The 17,122-nt window shown below is 48.4% G+C and carries 13 protein-coding genes; 4 read left to right on the forward strand and 9 right to left on the reverse strand.

Annotated features, from left to right (window positions below; genetic code table 11):
* The first annotated feature begins 514 nt into the window (after positions 1 to 514).
* The gene (gene prsT, locus ACINK7_RS12345; RefSeq protein WP_404355534.1) at positions 515 to 3,313 is read left to right on the forward strand and encodes an XrtA/PEP-CTERM system TPR-repeat protein PrsT; all 2,799 of its coding nucleotides are present in this window, start codon (positions 515 to 517) and stop codon (positions 3,311 to 3,313) included.
* A 111-nt stretch (positions 3,314 to 3,424) separates the two neighbouring features.
* Entirely contained in the window at positions 3,425 to 4,213 is a 789-nt protein-coding gene (gene xdp1 / locus ACINK7_RS12350; RefSeq protein WP_404355536.1) for an exosortase-dependent surface protein XDP1, read from the forward strand.
* Between the two features lie 92 nt (positions 4,214 to 4,305).
* Here the strand turns inward: xdp1 and ACINK7_RS12355 are convergent, their stop codons facing one another.
* Positions 4,306 to 4,950 carry a hypothetical protein gene (locus ACINK7_RS12355; protein WP_125219207.1) on the reverse strand — a complete coding sequence of 215 codons (645 nt, stop codon included), beginning with the start codon at positions 4,948 to 4,950 and terminating at the stop codon, positions 4,306 to 4,308.
* Between the two features lie 636 nt (positions 4,951 to 5,586).
* On the opposite strand from ACINK7_RS12355, the gene ACINK7_RS12360 reads away from it, so the two are divergent.
* Both ACINK7_RS12360 and ACINK7_RS12365 read left to right on the forward strand, forming a co-directional pair.
* Entirely contained in the window at positions 5,587 to 5,991 is a 405-nt protein-coding gene (locus tag ACINK7_RS12360; protein ID WP_404355538.1) for an antitoxin Xre-like helix-turn-helix domain-containing protein, read from the forward strand.
* Complete coding sequence (locus ACINK7_RS12365) at positions 5,933 to 6,703, forward strand: RES family NAD+ phosphorylase (RefSeq protein ID WP_404355540.1); 771 nt, start codon at positions 5,933 to 5,935, stop codon at positions 6,701 to 6,703. The genes ACINK7_RS12360 and ACINK7_RS12365 overlap by 59 nt, the downstream gene beginning before the upstream one ends.
* Before the next feature lie 304 nt (positions 6,704 to 7,007).
* Here ACINK7_RS12365 and ACINK7_RS12370 read toward each other — a convergent pair whose 3' ends face one another.
* The 8 genes from ACINK7_RS12370 to mfd form a co-directional block, all read right to left on the reverse strand.
* Entirely contained in the window at positions 7,008 to 7,190 is a 183-nt protein-coding gene (locus tag ACINK7_RS12370) for a PLDc N-terminal domain-containing protein (protein ID WP_014146695.1), read from the reverse strand.
* 1,066 nt (positions 7,191 to 8,256) lie between these two features.
* Positions 8,257 to 8,472, reverse strand: coding sequence for an addiction module protein (locus ACINK7_RS12375; RefSeq protein ID WP_125219200.1), 216 nt, complete (start codon positions 8,470 to 8,472; stop codon positions 8,257 to 8,259).
* 303 nt (positions 8,473 to 8,775) lie between these two features.
* A complete protein-coding gene (locus ACINK7_RS12380) occupies positions 8,776 to 9,552 on the reverse strand; it encodes a general secretion pathway protein GspB (RefSeq protein WP_404355542.1) in 777 nt (258 codons plus the stop codon).
* A gap of 4 nt (positions 9,553 to 9,556) precedes the next feature.
* On the reverse strand, positions 9,557 to 11,230 hold the full coding sequence (locus ACINK7_RS12385; RefSeq protein ID WP_404355544.1) for an AAA family ATPase: 1,674 nt from the start codon (positions 11,228 to 11,230) through the stop codon (positions 9,557 to 9,559).
* A 373-nt stretch (positions 11,231 to 11,603) separates the two neighbouring features.
* A complete protein-coding gene (locus ACINK7_RS12390; protein ID WP_404355546.1) occupies positions 11,604 to 11,759 on the reverse strand; it encodes a hypothetical protein in 156 nt (51 codons plus the stop codon).
* Positions 11,760 to 12,096: 337 nt separating this feature from the next.
* Complete coding sequence (locus tag ACINK7_RS12395; RefSeq protein WP_404355548.1) at positions 12,097 to 12,525, reverse strand: hypothetical protein; 429 nt, start codon at positions 12,523 to 12,525, stop codon at positions 12,097 to 12,099.
* Positions 12,526 to 12,557: 32 nt separating this feature from the next.
* A complete protein-coding gene (locus tag ACINK7_RS12400) occupies positions 12,558 to 12,830 on the reverse strand; it encodes a YqjD family protein (protein ID WP_404355550.1) in 273 nt (90 codons plus the stop codon).
* A gap of 673 nt (positions 12,831 to 13,503) precedes the next feature.
* A complete protein-coding gene (gene mfd, locus ACINK7_RS12405) occupies positions 13,504 to 16,965 on the reverse strand; it encodes a transcription-repair coupling factor (protein ID WP_404355551.1) in 3,462 nt (1,153 codons plus the stop codon).
* Between the last annotated feature and the right edge of the window lie 157 nt (positions 16,966 to 17,122).

Here is a 17,122-nt window from a genome sequence, read left to right on the forward strand (position 1 = left end):
TCCGCTCTTCCCAAAAATACGGCTATAGGTTTTGAATATCAGCTAACGTTTCTGTAGCTGAGGCCATGACTTAGTATTCGATGCTGAAATGTGTACTTTGCCAAGCCGGCCGCCACCATTAAACCTAAAATCGGCAGTTTAATCATGGTTCATTATGTAACTCAAGAGGTTGCCTGAGTATCACCGACAAGCTATCGGGTGAGCGAAAGTTTTATACGAACGCTCAACAAGTTATTGAATTAACTTCTTATCCTTCATAGTGACAGGAAAGTTGAATTTCCGCTATTTGCGATACACTATGGATTCTTATGCTTAATTATCGCATGGTAGTCGGGTTCGCGCGATCTTCGAATGAAACCGGCGCGGCGGAAATATGGCACTGCCGAGCGGCATGGATTCGCTATGTTCTGATAAGCTTAGCGAGTTAAACGATTTCTTTTTTCTATCGTCGGAATACAAAATAATGAATACATTAAGCAATTTATTTATCAGAACCTGCCGTCTAAAAGCAATTATGATGAAAAAATTCGCATCGAGTCTGATCGTCCTGCCGGTATTGTTATACTCGGCCGGAGCCTTGGCGATTTCTGATCAAGCCGGTCAAGATTATGAAAAGGCGGTTGTTGCGTATCGTAATGGTGAAGTCAAGACAGCCATCATTCATTTAAAAAATGCTCTTCAGCATCATCCTGATTACGTATCGGCACATATTTTATTGGGCGAAGCTTATTTGCTGGAAAAAGATCTTGCCGGCGCCGAAGTCGCTTTATCCCGAGCAATGAAGCTTGGGGCCGACAAATCGCTGCTTGTCCGGCATCTGGCGCAATTGTATCTTTACCAAATCAAATACAGTCAACTAATCAATGAAATCGATCCCGAGCATTACAGTCAATCGGTTCAATCCGAACTTCACGTATTCCGCGGCGACGCCTATTTGCAACTCGGCCTGATCGACAATGCAATTGAAGAATATAATACGGCAGCTCGAAAAAACCCTGCATCGGTTGCCCCATCAATAGGTAGAGCCAATGCCCTGCTCCGCAAAAACGATTTTCAAGAAGCATCATTGTTTGCCGATCAGGCTACCTTGATGGAACCCGGTAATGCCGGTACTTGGTATATCAAAGCATCCATCAAACATGCCAAAGGCGAATTGAATGCTGCGGTCGCCGATTACGACAAAGCGTTGAGCATTGATCCCGAACATCTCGACGCCCGTCTGGCCCGTATCGGAATTTTCATGGACCAGAAAAAAGACGAACAAGCCGAGTCCGATCTTCTATTCGTTAGGAAAATGTATCCCTTCGACCCCAAAGCGGCCTATTTACTTTCCGTTGTATTGGCGCGTAACGGTAAAGTAGATGAAGCAGCTAAGTTTCTGGAGGAAGCCGACGATATTTTGAGTCAGATCAAACAGGAATTTTTACTACAACACTCGCAAAGCTTACTACTTTCAGCCTTGGTCAATTACAGCCTAAACCGGTTCGAACAAGCGTCCGTTTTCGCAAAAAACTATATCGATCGTTTTCCGGATCATCCCGGCGTCTACAAATTGCTCGGAACGATGCTCCTGTCGAAAAACGCTCCGGACAAAGTCATCGAACTGCTGAATCCGGTGATACCGCACGCGCACAAAGATTTCCGGCTATCGTTGATCCTTGCCGAAGCCTATATGAAATTGGGCCGTTACGACAAAGCAACAGAAATGCTCAACCTAGCGTCCGAAAACACCTCGCACGTTGAGGGTGGACGGACTGATTTGGGGCTGGCATGGCTTGCTTTGGGTCAAGAAAACCAGGGTATTGAAGAACTGGAACGCGATTTCGCGGCTAACCCCGTGTCCGGTACAGCCGGTTTGCCTCTGCTAATTCTCTACGTCAAAAGGGGCGAAACCGGCAAAGGAATGGCTCTCGCACGACAGTTGCATCTCAAAGAACCCGAAAATCTCACGATATTGAACATGCTTGGCATCGTTCAGGCGGCTGCGGGACAATTGACCGAAGCCCGGAACAGTTTTGAAAAGGCGGCGGAGATTAACTCCCAATTCCTTCCCGCACAATTCAACCTAGGCAAATTGGACTCGGCTGAAAAAAAATTCGACAAAGCTGAACGTCGTTTGTCTGAATTGCACAGCAAATACCCGAAAAATCAAGCCGTCATGATTGAATTGGCCAGAGTACTCGGTAATACCTCGAATTATGATGAAGCGGAACGTGTGTTGACGGAAGCCAAAAAAATCAACGCCAAATCGGTGCCGGTTTTTTTAGCGCAAATCGATTTAAAATTAAAACAGCAGAAGTATTCCGAGGCGGTACAAGTTGCCAGGGGAGCTTTAGCTTTAGCACCTGAGGACGCAGGCATACTCGGTGCGCTTGGACAAGCATACCTGTCGTCGGGCAATAATAAACAGGCGGCCGTGATTTTCGAACGGATGGCCAGGAACGCCGGATTTCATGCGGAACGGCTCTATGACATCGCAAACCGCCAGATTGCCGCCGAAGATTATCTAAACGCCATCGAATCCCTTAAAAATGCCGTTTTGAGTGATGAAGCCCATGTGCCCTCACGAATTAGACTAGCCGAATTGCAATTGAATTACGGTAATCCGCTTTTGGCTCTAAATTTGGCACAGGAATTGGTTGAAAAATATCCCGAAAAAGCCCACGGATACCGGTTAATGGGCGATATCCAAAGGCGCGAACAAAATTATACCGGTGCTTTGCAGCACTATCGAACGGCTTTCGGCAAAGAAAAGAATATCGATCATTTGATGAAGCTGTACTTTGCTTACAAACAGGCAGGACAAAATAACGACGCATTCGAATTGTTGAAATCTTGGACAGGCGACCGGCCGGACGACCATGCGGCGATTGCCGCCTTGGCCGAAGAGTTTTTACATAGAAACAAATGGCACGAAGCACAACAGCATTTTGAACGATTGTCGACGATTTACCCGAACGACGCGTCCTTAATGAACAATCTGGCTTACATTTATTTTCAGCAAAACGACAGAAATGCTTTACGCGTTGCCGAGCGCGCGCGCGAATTGGCGCCCGAGCTTGCCAGCGTCAACGATACACTGGGATGGATCTTGGTCCACGAAGGACAAATCGAAAAGGGCTTGAATTATTTGCGCAACGCCCACTCCAGGGCATCCGAAGATCCGGAAATTCGCTATCACATCGGCGTAGCGCTTTATCGTCTGGGCCGGCTCGACGAGGCAAAGGCAGAGTTTGAAACTGCAATAAACGCGGGGCAAACATTCAACGGCATCGAAGACGCGAAAGCATTAAGGGATAAGATCGGTCGATGATTCATTACGCGGATTAAACAAATTTCGTACCATCGTACAATAGCAGTGATATCCGGTTCGTGATAAAAAGTGTCTAAATTCAATCATTCAGCCAATCAAGGGGAAAAATATATGTTGAAAATTTATTCTGCGGCACTTTTTCTGTCCGTAGCGACAGCCTTGCCGGTAACGGCACAAGCTACGGCTTCTTTTACCATAACGTCGTCGCAGAGCCAATGCGGCAGCAGCGGTTGCACGTTCAACGGGGACGGTGTCTCGGCGGACGTTACGGCTTTTTCATCGACAGGGTATTCAAATACCACTTTCCGAAACGCAACAACGGCATACTGGAACGGTAGCGGTTTGGGAGTATACAGTTCGAATGACAGCGGATCGCCTAGTCATTCGGTCGATAATTATAATGGCGTCGACGTCGCACTGTTTTCATTTAGCGAAAACGTAACGCTGCAATCCATTTCTATCGGCTGGAAATACTACGATGCCGATATCTCGGTATTGGCCTATACCGGAGCCGGAGCGCCATCCAGTTTACTTGGTAAATCTGCAGCGGGTTTATTGTCTTCCGGATGGACGCTGATAGGTCATTACGCCGACTTAGTCACGAATACCGCTAAAGCAATCAACGAGGCGGCCGTTTCTTCCAGCTATTGGCTGATCAGTGCCTACAACAGTGCGTTAGGTAGCGCCCCTTCGGGCAATAGTCCGGGCGGTTATCTCGGTATGAGTAACGATTATTTTAAAGTCGTCAATTTAAAGGGTACAACGCCGCCGTCAACGGGCAACACGCAAAGCGTACCGGAACCGTCGACTATCTTAATGTTGACATTGGGGCTCATTTTCTTCTGGAAAACAGCACTTAAATCGCGTCAGGAAGGTTCCAGTCATACCTTGGCAGCATAGGGTCGAATTAGGGAACACCCATTAACTTGTCATAGTCAATAATATGTAAATTTCAAAATCTGCCTCCTTTCGCAATAGTTTAGCCCATGTTATCAGCCTAGTTTCAGCACATGAACTAAATAGTTGTGGTTGGGCATACCTTCATAGGGGCGGTCGGGGCTTATAGTCATTTGGGTCTTGGCGCCCCAGTTATACATGTAGCCGGCTTCGTTAATGTAGACCCAATGACGTAGGCCAAGAAAGCCGTTATTTATGTTCGCGTTATCACCGACACCGCATACACAATTCTTGAAATTACTTAAGTTCTCTTTGCACCAGACACCATTGTGTGGAATCTCGGTCGCCTTGGCACCGATCCAGTCGATATATGCCATCAATGCGTTCTTTGTCATGGCAATACCCCAGCCGGCTTCGGTTGCCTTTGCTCCTTTAGTACCGCCACTCAACTTGATCGCATTGACTGATTTTTGGCACTCTAGGATCAGAGTGTCAATGGTCTTGTTGGCATGAACGCCTCCGAACGTCCGAGTGAACCTAACCAGTTCATCCGCAATCTCCGGTTTACTCAACTTAACATATTTTAGAAAAGCCAATATAGACAGCCCCAGGTTATATTCCAGTTCGTCCTGACTCAGTCCATTCAGAGCATCGCCGTCATTTTTCGATAGTAGTATTCCATGAATTACGGAGACGAACCCGCAAACACCACCCCAATAGTTTTGACCAAGAAGCTGCATGGTAAACCCTTTTTATTCTAGCGTTATAATTAAGAAAACGACCCATCCAGAATAGCGATAAAAATGTTTAATTTATAGCGATGTATGCGGTAATAGTTTAAAAACATCGAAATCGTCATCCCGACAGGGATTGACGGGCGCCCGGCGGGCCAAACCGGGATGGCGCCAACTTTTAACGCGAACATAATCTAATTAATAGTCCATTCAACAAACGACGTCAATAAATCGGTAAATTGAGGTCAATCCTTATGGCACTCGCCCTTCACAGTTTCACCTATTTGACTAAGCGGATCACAGCAGGGGCTTTGATTTTGCATTATTTCGTTGGTTTCCGAGAAACCGGGGTTTCGACTAGAACAGGCCCCCCAGCGCGGCAGGCCCCCTGTGTCAAGATAGTTGTCGCCGAACACTAAAAATTGAAGAGCAAGGTCTGGATGTCAAATTTAAGGACTGCCCCACAGTCTTTCTACGTCCAGCCTACACCAATTGTTAATGGCCAATAAAAACTGGCCTCTAGCGCCCCGATGACTCAGGCCGGCCGCTCATTATTTTTTGTGCAGTCGGATATGATTGACAAAGCGCATTAATAGACATATTTTATAATTATATCTATATATGGATTAACAGGAAGGAGATATGAACAAGAGTGCTAAACATGATTTTTCACATGATAAATCTTCTATCGCAAAAGGCGCTTTAAACACATTCTTCAATATAGCCGACGCATGGCGGCTTAATACAGAGCAGGCCATGAAGCTATTGGGATTAGACTCAAAAAGTACTTTCTTTAAATGGAAAAAGAAGCCTGAGGAAGCTAACTTGACTCAAGATAAGCTTGAGCGGCTTTCCTATATCTTTGGGATCTACAAGGCGCTGCAAATTCTTTTACCTAAACCTGAGGCCTCCGATACTTGGTTGAGTCGACCCAATTCAGCGAGTCCGTTTAATGGGCAGTCTGCTTTGGACAGAATGTTATCAGGACATGTGGCTGATCTATATGTCGTCCGCCAATACTTGGATAGCCAACGTGGTTGGTCTTAGTGAGTTATTGCAGAACTCTTTGATCAACTGGAAACCCTGTTGGCGACTCGTTCCAAGCAGGTTTCCACCCGTTGGCCTATTTGATCGAGTTGCAGACCCGGAGTATTTGGAAGTGGTTTTCTTAATTGAAAGCCTAACCAATGATCGTTTACGCGAAGAGGCTGGAGAGATTTCTCTTGTCCCGCCGGACGAACGAATTTCAGGCCCGGGAACAACGCCAATCATGGCCGCATTCACGCATTTAAATCCGGAAGGCAGCCGCTTTACCGATGGCTCATATGGCGTATATTACGCGGCAAAGGATATTGATACCGCTATTGAGGAAACCAAGTTTCATAGGAAACGATTTCTTGAGGCAACCAATCAGCCGCCAATAGAAATAGGCATGCGCAGCTATGCATCGGATATAAATACAGAGTTTCACGATATCCGCGGCAAACAGAGCGACATGCCGGATATTTATACTTCCAGTCCGGACCAATATTCTTATCCTCAGACGCTTGCATGTGAACTTCGCAATAATGGCTCAAACGGTATCGTTTACGATAGCGTCAGGCGCCAGGGCGGAGAGTGTATCGCAATATTTAGACCTAAGGTTTTGTCACCCGTACGCCAAGGCAAACATTACTGTTATGTTTGGGATGGTTCTGATTTTTCAAACGTGTATGTAAAAACGGAATATAAGCCAAGCAAGAGAAGCAGAACCCGTTAAAACAACCATTTTCGGTCGGACATTTGGCACAAGCGCGTTTCAAACAGGATGGGGTGGACTCAACACTCGTGTCACCAACCGCCATTTAAACTGATCGATTGGCCGCTGCCGACGGGCAGCTTCCAGCTCGCGTAGCTCCGATTAGCGAACGCGTAATCGGAGGAATGAAGGCCGCCTTCGAGCGATTACGCTATGCTAATCGCTCCTACGGCCCTGATCTCCAATCATGCATTGCATGATTGGAAGACTTGACCCCGTCCGCGTCTTGTCTGACCCCAGTTTCTTGCAATTTCGAACAAGTCCGTTAACCCCCTTTCGGCCCCGCAAACCACCAGAGTATCAGACCGACAACGGGCAGCAGTAATATCAAAATCACCCATAAAACTTGCGATCCAGTTGAAGCACCACTTTTTACAATGCTAATAATGGCCCAGATATTCAGGACAAGCACTATAAGTCCCAGAAAACCGCCGACTTCAATATCCATAAGTCCCCCTAACAGGTTTGTGTTTAATGAATAAACTATTTTGTCTCATCAGCTTCAAACTTTACGCTTAAAAAATGGGTGAGTTCTGTACGGTAACGCACATTGCTCAGCTTGCAACAAATTAGATGATGGAAATATCGCTCAAAAATATCGTGTCTAACCCTGAGGTATCCCCACAAAACGCTCGTTCCCACGCAGAGCATCACTGCCATTAAGTTAAGGGAAACCCGTCATTCCGCCATGGACTGGCGGAATCCAGTGCCATGGATGGCAAGCTTTTGAGGCACATTAGAGCCTGAATGCAAGCATTACTTATCTCTGTGACGGCTTAACTTAATGGCAGTGGCGCAGAGCGTAGGAACGATGATAAAAAATAAATATATCTATCAACCAATTTTCAGCCAAAAAATTGTTTTATTTGGCTATTTCGTGGGGATACCTCAGTGTCTAACCCCATTTCCTTATTGTGACCCTTCCGCCATTGCGGCGGTGACATGCGCATCGTGAAAACGCGCATACCGAAAGTCTACGCTATTCAAGCCAATCCGCCAACAGTAAATCGGGGTCAGGCCTTACACTTGACATTTGCCTTCCCCTTTTTTTACCCATTACACTGCGCGGCTCACTGTAGGAGTTCTAATTTTGCATCATCTCATTGCTTTCCGCGTAGATAGGCCATTCAAAATCGCCCTGGGCTACACCTCGTTTTCTCCAGATTCAAAACGACAAGAAACCAATAAATCAATCGCTCTGTTCATTGAGCTCTATTAGTTTATCGATGCCTTCAAAGGCTTTATGAAGCTTTTTTGGATCGCGTCTGCAATCAAGAACTCGAAATACGTGGGCGTTGTCATCAATAATCCTGTAGTAAACAGCCTATGGAAAACGCTTTGCCAACAATCGATGAAACCCGAATGCACTGAATGAATTCCACCGTATATCGTCAGAGAATCTATTTCGGCAAAAAGACTATCGAAGAAGTAGTCTCCTACACCCGCTTCTTGGCGATCTTAAAATTTACGAACCGCCGCGAGGTCTTCGACAGCGGAACGAAGAATTCGGATTTTCATTCAAATCGGGATCGTAATTCTTTCTTGGCTTGTCGCCAATCTAGTATTTCGATGCTATCAGCTTGAAACCTTTCTTCGGTTTCTTTGAGTTCACTTTCATGCCAAGACAGATTTGGAAGGCTGGCTTCGTCATTTACCAAATCGCTCCAAAGTGCTTCAATTATCTTCAGTTTCTCAATGGCGGGTAATTTGTGAAGTTCGGTTATGCTCATGGTGGAGAAATACCTGCTTGGATGATTGATATTTTTGAATTTGCCTCAGCACCGGGGCCGAGTAGCCAACTTAATCCAATAGACAAGTTTAGTCAATTAATCCTCTTAATCATGACGATCGCGATCAATCCTTACATTTGTCATTAACAGGAAGGTAAGTTTCTCATTATCCTAAAGCTCGGGTCTCTCGTTGATAATACACTCTCACGGCCGGCCGGATAACGGCAATAGCGCCCGGCACGACGAGCGCAGTTTAAGTTGATCCGGCTAAAAGCCTCTGTATACAGGTGTCTTTATTCACCATCAAGGACGTTCGAGCATGAAAATCCGGCCGTCGTAGCGCACGACTAGACCGTCCTGTTTAATTTCGACGATGCCGACTCCATCTTTAGTATCCTGCCCCGGTTTGTATTTGACCATATCGATCAAGACAAAACGCTCGGACGGATCACTGGCATAGACAAAAACATTGATGTTCATCTTAGGAACGGTCTGGCGGAATTCGAATGGCATTTCCCGCAGCCATGGGATATCGTTTGCCCGCTCCGGCTTAGGCTCGGGAGGCGCGATAGCAAACGGCCGCGGCGCCACGACCGGTTCGGGAACGGACGTTGTCACAAGCGGCGCCTTGGCGGCCGTTAGCGGCTTTTGTTCCTGAACAGGACGAACTGGCCGTGATGCATCGTTCGGTTTTATTTCCGGCTTGTACTTCGAAGGAGCTTGGCGTTTCGGCGAGACATTCGAATTGGTCAATTCGGCAATTGGAGTCGTTTTTCGCTCGAGCGATAATTTCGGTTTAGGTTCTTCAACACGCGTAAGCGAGTCGGACGATCGCTGTTCGGAAACGATCGAGGCCGGAGGTCGTTTCGGAATCTCCGTTGTTTCCGTATTTTCGATCGATTTGGTTACATACCAGAACAGACAGGCGATAGCGATCAAATTAACAATCACGATGACGCCTATCCATCGAAACATGCTTTGCCGCCGCTCCGGTTCCTGCTCTAATATTCTGTTCGTGACCTGCTGCGAGGCTTGTCGTTCCCTGTCTGACTTGCGTAATGCATTAAGGATATAGGACATAACGTTATTCGTTGGTTTGCAGGCGCATCGATCGACCCGCCTCATTCAAATTATCGAGATAAATAAGGGTCTGAGGTCCCGCTATTCCGTCTTCGGTCAGATTGTAATGATGCTGAAATTTTTTTACGCGCGTGGTCAAATCACTATCAAAATACTGCGGCATCGTTTCTTTGTCGGTCACGCCATCGAATAACGCTAACTGTTGCCGCAACCAAAGCACGGCTTCGGACTGGGTTCCCGGACGAATCACGCGCAAGTCCGAAACCGGGGATTCCCACAGAATCAAGTAATAACCATTCCAATACCTGAGCACATCGCTCAAGGTGAATGCCGATTCCTCGTCGACTCGCATGACTGGTTGGCCTTTACGAAGACTCGCCAGCAATGCGTGACGTCTACTATCTGAATCCAACAAAAACTCGAGAATCACGGGTCTGTCCATTTCCAGAATGTCTTTCCAGCTGGCCTTACCGTGCAAACAGTTCAGACCGAGGGCCCGCACCGCCGTACAGTCGATGGGATCCGTTTCCTGATAGACTTTACCGAACAGCTCAAGCGTATTAAGAATACCTCGCTCCAGCGTCAATTCAGGATTTTCCAACCATTGGTCGAATAGCATGACCGGATCGACCAAGTTTTCCGATTCGGACTTCTTCAGGATCTCTTGTGTTGCCGATTGTACTGAAATCGATTGCAGCAAGCCGTCAACCGCCTGAGGAAGGTCTGTAATTGGATGTATCAATACTCTTGCTGGGTCTTCCTGCCCCTCCGCACCAACCAACCTATCACCATCCTGATAGAAAAACCAAAGCGTTATGCTAAGCACTAACAGACTCGATAAGACCGTAAAGCGCACCCGACTCTGAACGGGTTGTGCAAGCGTCTCGCTGGCTGCCTTATCGACGATAGCAGAATTGATCATTTTTGAATCTTCCGCATATGCGCCAAGCAACGCACGATCGCAGATGATGTTGATGACTCTCGGAATACCCGACGATAATTTGAAGATTCTCTTGATCGCGCTTTCTTTGAATAAATTCGGATTGCCATTGCAAACGAACAGGCGGTGGCGAATATAGGCGCGTGTTTCCGCAAGCGATAACGGCAACAAATGATAGCGTGCGGTGATGCGCTGATTGAGCTGACGCAAATCCCGGCTCGATAAGAGCTGCTGCAGTTCTGGCTGTCCGACCAGTATGATTTGCAGCAACTTTGTCTTACTGGTCTCGAGATTGGTCAACAGCCGAATCTGTTCCAACACTTCCCGACTCAGATTCTGCGCCTCGTCGATCAACAAAACGGTTCGCCTCCCGGCGGCATGTGCGCTGAGTAAATGCCGATTCAATGCATCGACCAAGTTCTTGAGCGATTGCCGTTCTTTGTCGTAGGAAATAGCCAATTCGTCGCAGATATTGGCCAATAACTCGATCGCGTTGAGTTTGGGATTCAAGATCAATGCAATCTCGATATTATCCGGTAATTCCTGCAACAGACAATGACACAACGTGGTCTTTCCCGTCCCGACCTCTCCGGTCAAAGCCACAAAGCCCCCGCCGTCGGTGATGCCATACAAAAGATGAGCAAGGCCTTCTTTATGACGGGCGCTCATGTATATAAAGTGAGGATCGGGCGCGATCGAAAACGGCAATTCCGTGAAGTTGAAATAATGGGTATACAAAGCTTTATCCTAAGTACAGCGGTTTGACCATTAAGCTCATCAAGTATATCAAGAGATTAACAAAACATTTACTCTCAACCTTGGTGCATGAGTATCTTCACAAGTCGTAACCTGAGTAGGGAAAAGTCGCATAAGCGCCAACTTAAGAAAGGAACGCGTCATTCCGCCAGGGATTGGCGGAATCCAGGACCACGGATGGCAATGCGTAGCACCACATCCATGTAATCTGGATATCGACAACACATACCGATATGACGAATAAAACCATAAACGCACCATAGAATAGGCACTAAGTTGGCGCTTATGAGGAGGGGTAGCCCACATCTGGCCCGATGCTTTCCAGAGGTGTGTCTATGGGAGTTGCTCATATTGCTCAAAACGGTATATCGTCATCACAAGATTCCGCAGGCGATCGATCTGAAGCAGTCATATTCTCACTCGATTCTTCGACCAGAATCAGCTCCCACATTTCATTCTGATGGAGCCAAAGTGGATCGGCATTGGTCATGATGAATTCATCTACGGTCATGCCCTCCGCCATCGGCGGACGCTTGATTCTGACTTGCTTGCCGTTTATAAAAACCGTCTCATATTGTTGCTAACGCACTTTTTTCGCCCGCTTTTGAGCCATTGTAAGTTTTTTCTTAACTTTTGCCATATCGGTAAATTGTTTTGTGGATGCTAAAGAACATGCACGAAATAGCTAACTTTATGAGTATAAAGGGAGTAGGGAGGCTTCCACAGCGCATCCGCCATCCTCTGAGGAATCGACGAATTCATCAATGAAACTTTGGCAATTCAGTAAGCTAATTTTAGCGAAATCCTTAGCTTAATGCGTATTGGGCTTATGCCAGCCTTACAAATTATCAATGCTCGTTAAAATAGCGTTCACAATATTTTTTCAGCAGATCGCGCGCATCATTGCTGCTTCCCAGCACCATGCCAGCCAACAAGGTTAGCGTGAGGCTACGTCCCGGATTCTGCTTAACCCAGTCACGAATTTCCGGGTCCAGCGAGTCTTGCAGCGCGGCTTCCAGTGGATTATGGCGCTTTGTGCGGCGTAAAGGCCTGCATTGACGCCTATCAAGTAGACTGAATAGGCGCGCGAAGCTCAAAACGATCAACACCAATATCAGATAAACCGCCGCCGTCAATAAAGCCGACACATCCACTGAAAAATACTGAGAAAAGTTATAAAACAACGCCACAGCGCAGAAGCTCAGTGCAATCAGAAAAAAAACGAGTGCAATTGCAATCGCGATGCTTTGTATCTTCAGTCTGTAACGCAGGCTCATGATTACCCGATGTTATCAACCATGGTTTTTATTCAACGATCCAGCAGTTTGCCGATCAACACCCCCACCCCAAATGAGATGGCCAGGCTGGTGAGTGGATTAGCCTTGACTTCATCCTCCACTTTGCTGAACGAATCTTTCACTTGTTGTTGAGTTTGTTCGGCCGCGTGTTGGAAACCCTGCTGCTTTTCTCCGACATAAGCCGATGACATCGTTTTGATTGTCTTAGCCAAATCGGCGAAATCTTCACGCAATGCCTCAAGTTGTTTTTGCAATTCCTCATTGCTAGCTTGTTGTGTCGCCATAATGCTCATCTCCTGGGAGTAGTGGAATCGTCTTCAAATTTCAACATAACGACTTTGACCAAATTATGCAAGGATATTTCATCGGCCATTTAGTTAAATAGACTCTTCAAGACGCTGCGTGAAAAAGAGCGGGGGCAGGCTTTACATTTGACACTTACCTTCCACATTTTTTCCGCCCGTTTCAATGCACGGATCACTGTAGGAGTTTTGATTTTGCATTATCTCGTAGCTTTCCGCGTAGTGAGGCCATTCAAAATCGGCTCAAAGGTTTAGAGTCAAGTTAAGCGGTTAGCTGAATGGCTTTGTTCGGCCAATCGTTATCAACAGTAAATGACCGGCCAAGTGGCTTGAGATGATCAAACTCCTGTTTCTGGAGCTTGGCTCGGATCTCTTCAAATGACCTAACAACATCCTCTGCATAAAGTCGTTCTCCGCTCTGTCGGCAAACTTCTGCTGTTACCCTCAATGACACAGTATTGCCACCACCTCGCAATAGTTTCTCTACCGGTTTTGTTTCAGCTCGCCACCGCATACGCGGCATTTTTCAAATGGAATCATTTCTTCACCCTCACTTTCCAATCATTTCAACGCACGCAATCCGGCTTATAAACTGTGTTCATTACCGCCCAACCATAAATCGCGACCTGGGGGGATCGCTCCCACATTTTTGTTTTTACTCCCCAGGCGCTAACTGCTTCAACAAAGCCTCGATGAATTCCAGCTTCTCTTCCGTTGCCTTGAACGGCATGATGAAACGCAATTTATCCGCGCCGTCGAATTTGTAGACTTGCGCCTGGGTTTGTATCAATTCGATCAGACGGGCCGTGTCGATCTTCGGTTCGTGTGAAAATACGATGCGGCCGCCGCCGGCGTTCACTTCGATTTTCTTGATGCCAAGTTTTTCGGCTTGCTGTTTCAGTTCGGCGACGCTGAACAGCGTCTTGACAGGTTCGGGCAACAGGCCGAATCGGTCGATCATTTCGATTTGCAAGGCTCTCAGGTCGTCATGTGTATCGGTGCTGGCGATGCGTTTATACAGCACCAGCCGAGCATGGATGTCGGGCAGGTAATCTTCGGGAATCAATGCAGGGGCCTGCAAATCGACTTCGGGACCGGTTTCCATCGGCGCGTCGAGTTCGGGCTGGCGGCCCGATTTCAATGCATTGACCGCGCGTTCGAGCAGATCGGTGTAGAGCGTGAAGCCGATTTCCTGGATTTGCCCGCTTTGTTCGTCTCCGAGCAATTCGCCGGCACCTCGGATTTCCATGTCGTGCGACGATAGCATGAAGCCCGCGCCGAGGTCGCCTGACGCTTCGAGCGCTTCGAGCCGTTTCAGTGCGTCCTTGGTCATGACCGTTTTCGGCGGAATCACGAAATAGGCGTAGGCCCGATGATGCGAGCGACCTACCCGGCCGCGCAATTGATGCAATTGCGCGAGACCGAGCTTGTCGGCGCGGTTGATTACGATCGTGTTTGCGCTGGGTATATCGATGCCGCTTTCGATGATCGTCGTGCTGAGCAATAAGTTGAAGCGCTGGTGATAGAAATCGAGCATGATTTTTTCGAGTTCCCGCTCCGGCATCTGGCCGTGCGCGATTTCGATGCGTGCCTCGGGCACCAGGGTTTCGAGCTGGCGCGCCATTTTTTCCATCGACTTGACGTCATTGTGAAGGAAAAACACTTGACCGCCGCGCTTGATTTCGCGCTGGCAAGCCTCTTTAATCTGCGAGTCGATCCATTCGCTGATGAAGGTCTTGATCGCGTGGCGGTTCGGTGGTGGGCTCGCAATGATCGAGATTTCGCGCAGACCCGACATCGCCATGTTCAAGGTTCTCGGAATCGGCGTCGCGGTCAGGGTCAGCATGTCGATCTCGTTGCGCAACTTCTTGAAATGCTCCTTTTGGCGCACGCCGAAACGGTGTTCCTCGTCGATGACGACCAAGCCGAGCTCGCGGTATTTGATCTCGTTCGACAACAGCTTATGCGTGCCTATCACGATATCGACCTTGCCCTGCTCCAGGTCTTCGAGAATCGCTTTTTGCTGCTTCGGCGTCACGAAGCGCGACATCACTTCGATGCGCACCGGCCAGTCGGCGAAGCGATCGCGGAAATTCTGATAATGCTGCTGCGCCAACAGCGTGGTCGGTACCAGCACCGCGACTTGCTTGCCGCTTTGCACCGCTATGAAGGCCGCGCGCATAGACACTTCGGTCTTGCCGAAGCCGACGTCGCCGCAGATCACGCGATCCATCGGCTGCGGGCTGGCCATGTCTTCGAGAATCGCTTCGATCGCGGTTTGCTGATCCGGAGTTTCCTCGAACGGAAAAGCGGCCGCGAAGGCTTGGTATTCGGTGTTGTCGACATCGAAGGCATGGCCTTTTTTCATCGCGCGTTTAGCGTGGATGTCGAGCAATTCGGCCGCGACGTCGCGAATGCGTTCCATCGCCTTTTTCTTTGCCTTACTCCACTGGTCGCCGCCGAGCCTGTGCAGCGGCGCGTCTTCGGGGCTGATGCCGGTATAGCGGCCGATCAGGTTCAGCGACGAGACCGGCACGTAGAGCTTGTCGTTGTTCGCATATTCGAGCATCAGAAACTCCGCGGTCATGCCGCCGAGTTCGAGGGTTTGCAGTCCCAGATAGCGTCCGACGCCGTGCTCGACATGCACGACCGGCGAGCCGATCGTCAATTCGTTCAGATTATTGACAATGTTTTCGAGTTCTTTCGCGGCCGATTTACGGCGACGGCGGCGCTGCTGGACTTTTTCGCCGCTCAACTGGCTCTCGGTGATCACGGCGATCGCCGGACTATCCAACCACAAGCCTTGATCGATCGACGCAATCAGCATACATGGCGATTGTTCAGACTTAAGAAAGGCGTCCCAGCTATTGACTTGATGAACCTTGATACCGAATTTGCTTAATATACCGATCAAGTCCTCGCGGTGTCCGGCCGTTTCGGCGACGAACAACACCTTGCCGGGAAACTCATCGAGAAACTGTTGCAGCACCCGCGCCGGCTCTTTCAGCTTCGCGTCGATCGTGACCTTGGGCAGCGGCATGCAGTGAAAGTCGATTTCGCTTTTACCGCCGAGTCTGGCTTGACTCAGCGTCACACGCGCGAACTTTTCGGTCCGTTCGCGCATTTCCTGCGGCGACAAAAACAACAATCCGGGCTCGAGCAACGGCCGTTCGACATCGTATTTGCGTTGTTCGTAACGCTCTTCTGCCTCGCTATAGAAAGACTTGGTGCTTTGCGCAAAATTTTCGGCCGTAACCAACACCGCCGAATCGGGCAGATAATCGAATAACGCCGCAGTGCTTTCGACGAACAACGGCAAATAATATTCGATGCCGCCAAACGCGACGCCCTTGCTGACATCGAGATACAGACTGTTCTTTTGCGAAGCGTTCGGGAATCGAGTTCGGAACGCCTGGCGGAAATGCTTGATCGCCTCCTCGGTGAAAGGAAATTCGCGCGCCGGGAACAATTGAATACGGTCGATTTTTTCGACCGAGAGCTGCGTCTCGGGATCGAAGGTGCGGATCGATTCGATGTCTTCGTCGAACAATTCGATCCGGTAAGGCACCTTACTGCCCATCGGAAACAGATCGACGATGGCTCCGCGTACCGCGAATTCGCCGTGTTGGTAGACCTGCGACACGCACTGATAACCGACGCTTTCGAATTTCGCGCGGTTCAGCTCCAGGTTGAATATATCGCCGACGCCGATCGAAAAACTGTTGGCCAGAACGTGCTCTCGCGGCGCTAGCCGGTGCATTAGTGTCGAAACCGGTACGATCAGCGCTCCGCGTTGGACTTCGGGCAGTGCCGCGAGAGTTCTCAAGCGTTCCGAGACGATGTCAGGCAGCGGCGAGAACACGTCGTATGGCAGGGTTTCCCAGTCGGGAAAATGCAAAATCGGATGCTTATTTTGCAGAAAGAACGCCAGTTCATGCTCAAGACGCAGTGCAGTTTGACTATCCGGCGTGATAATCACGAATAAGCGTTTTTCTTGTTGTATCGCCGATGCCAGTGCGAGTGAATCGCCGCAACCGTTTAAACCGGTCCAAATTGAAACGGTATGGGCTTGTAATGGAATTTCGGTGGAAAAAATTAAATCTTGGTCTTTGGACATGACTCGGCGTCAAAATTGAGAAATTTAAAATCACTATTATATACGTTTCATGGACGGCTTCTCAGTAGATCCATTTGAAATTTAGAATGGCGGAAACGTTAATCCTCACGATCATAAGATGGCCGGTTTCACCTTAGAGCATGAAAGCACTGATTTC

Source organism: Methylotuvimicrobium sp. KM1 (assembly GCF_044788715.1).
In the GTDB taxonomy this organism is placed as follows: domain Bacteria; phylum Pseudomonadota; class Gammaproteobacteria; order Methylococcales; family Methylomonadaceae; genus Methylotuvimicrobium.

Bases quoted from the DNA above. Each gene is read 5' to 3' on its own strand.
- prsT (WP_404355534.1), top strand. From the start codon at position 515: ATGATGAAAAAATTCGCATCGAGTCTGATCGTCCTGCCGGTATTGTTA.
- xdp1 (WP_404355536.1), top strand. From the start codon at position 3,425: ATGTTGAAAATTTATTCTGCGGCACTTTTTCTGTCCGTAGCGACAGCC.
- ACINK7_RS12355 (WP_125219207.1), bottom strand. From the start codon at position 4,950: ATGCAGCTTCTTGGTCAAAACTATTGGGGTGGTGTTTGCGGGTTCGTC.
- ACINK7_RS12360 (WP_404355538.1), top strand. From the start codon at position 5,587: ATGAACAAGAGTGCTAAACATGATTTTTCACATGATAAATCTTCTATC.
- ACINK7_RS12365 (WP_404355540.1), top strand. From the start codon at position 5,933: ATGTGGCTGATCTATATGTCGTCCGCCAATACTTGGATAGCCAACGTG.
- ACINK7_RS12370 (WP_014146695.1), bottom strand. From the start codon at position 7,190: ATGGATATTGAAGTCGGCGGTTTTCTGGGACTTATAGTGCTTGTCCTG.
- ACINK7_RS12375 (WP_125219200.1), bottom strand. From the start codon at position 8,472: ATGAGCATAACCGAACTTCACAAATTACCCGCCATTGAGAAACTGAAG.
- ACINK7_RS12380 (WP_404355542.1), bottom strand. From the start codon at position 9,552: ATGTCCTATATCCTTAATGCATTACGCAAGTCAGACAGGGAACGACAA.
- ACINK7_RS12390 (WP_404355546.1), bottom strand. From the start codon at position 11,759: ATGACCGTAGATGAATTCATCATGACCAATGCCGATCCACTTTGGCTC.
- ACINK7_RS12395 (WP_404355548.1), bottom strand. From the start codon at position 12,525: ATGAGCCTGCGTTACAGACTGAAGATACAAAGCATCGCGATTGCAATT.
- ACINK7_RS12400 (WP_404355550.1), bottom strand. From the start codon at position 12,830: ATGGCGACACAACAAGCTAGCAATGAGGAATTGCAAAAACAACTTGAG.
- mfd (WP_404355551.1), bottom strand. From the start codon at position 16,965: ATGTCCAAAGACCAAGATTTAATTTTTTCCACCGAAATTCCATTACAA.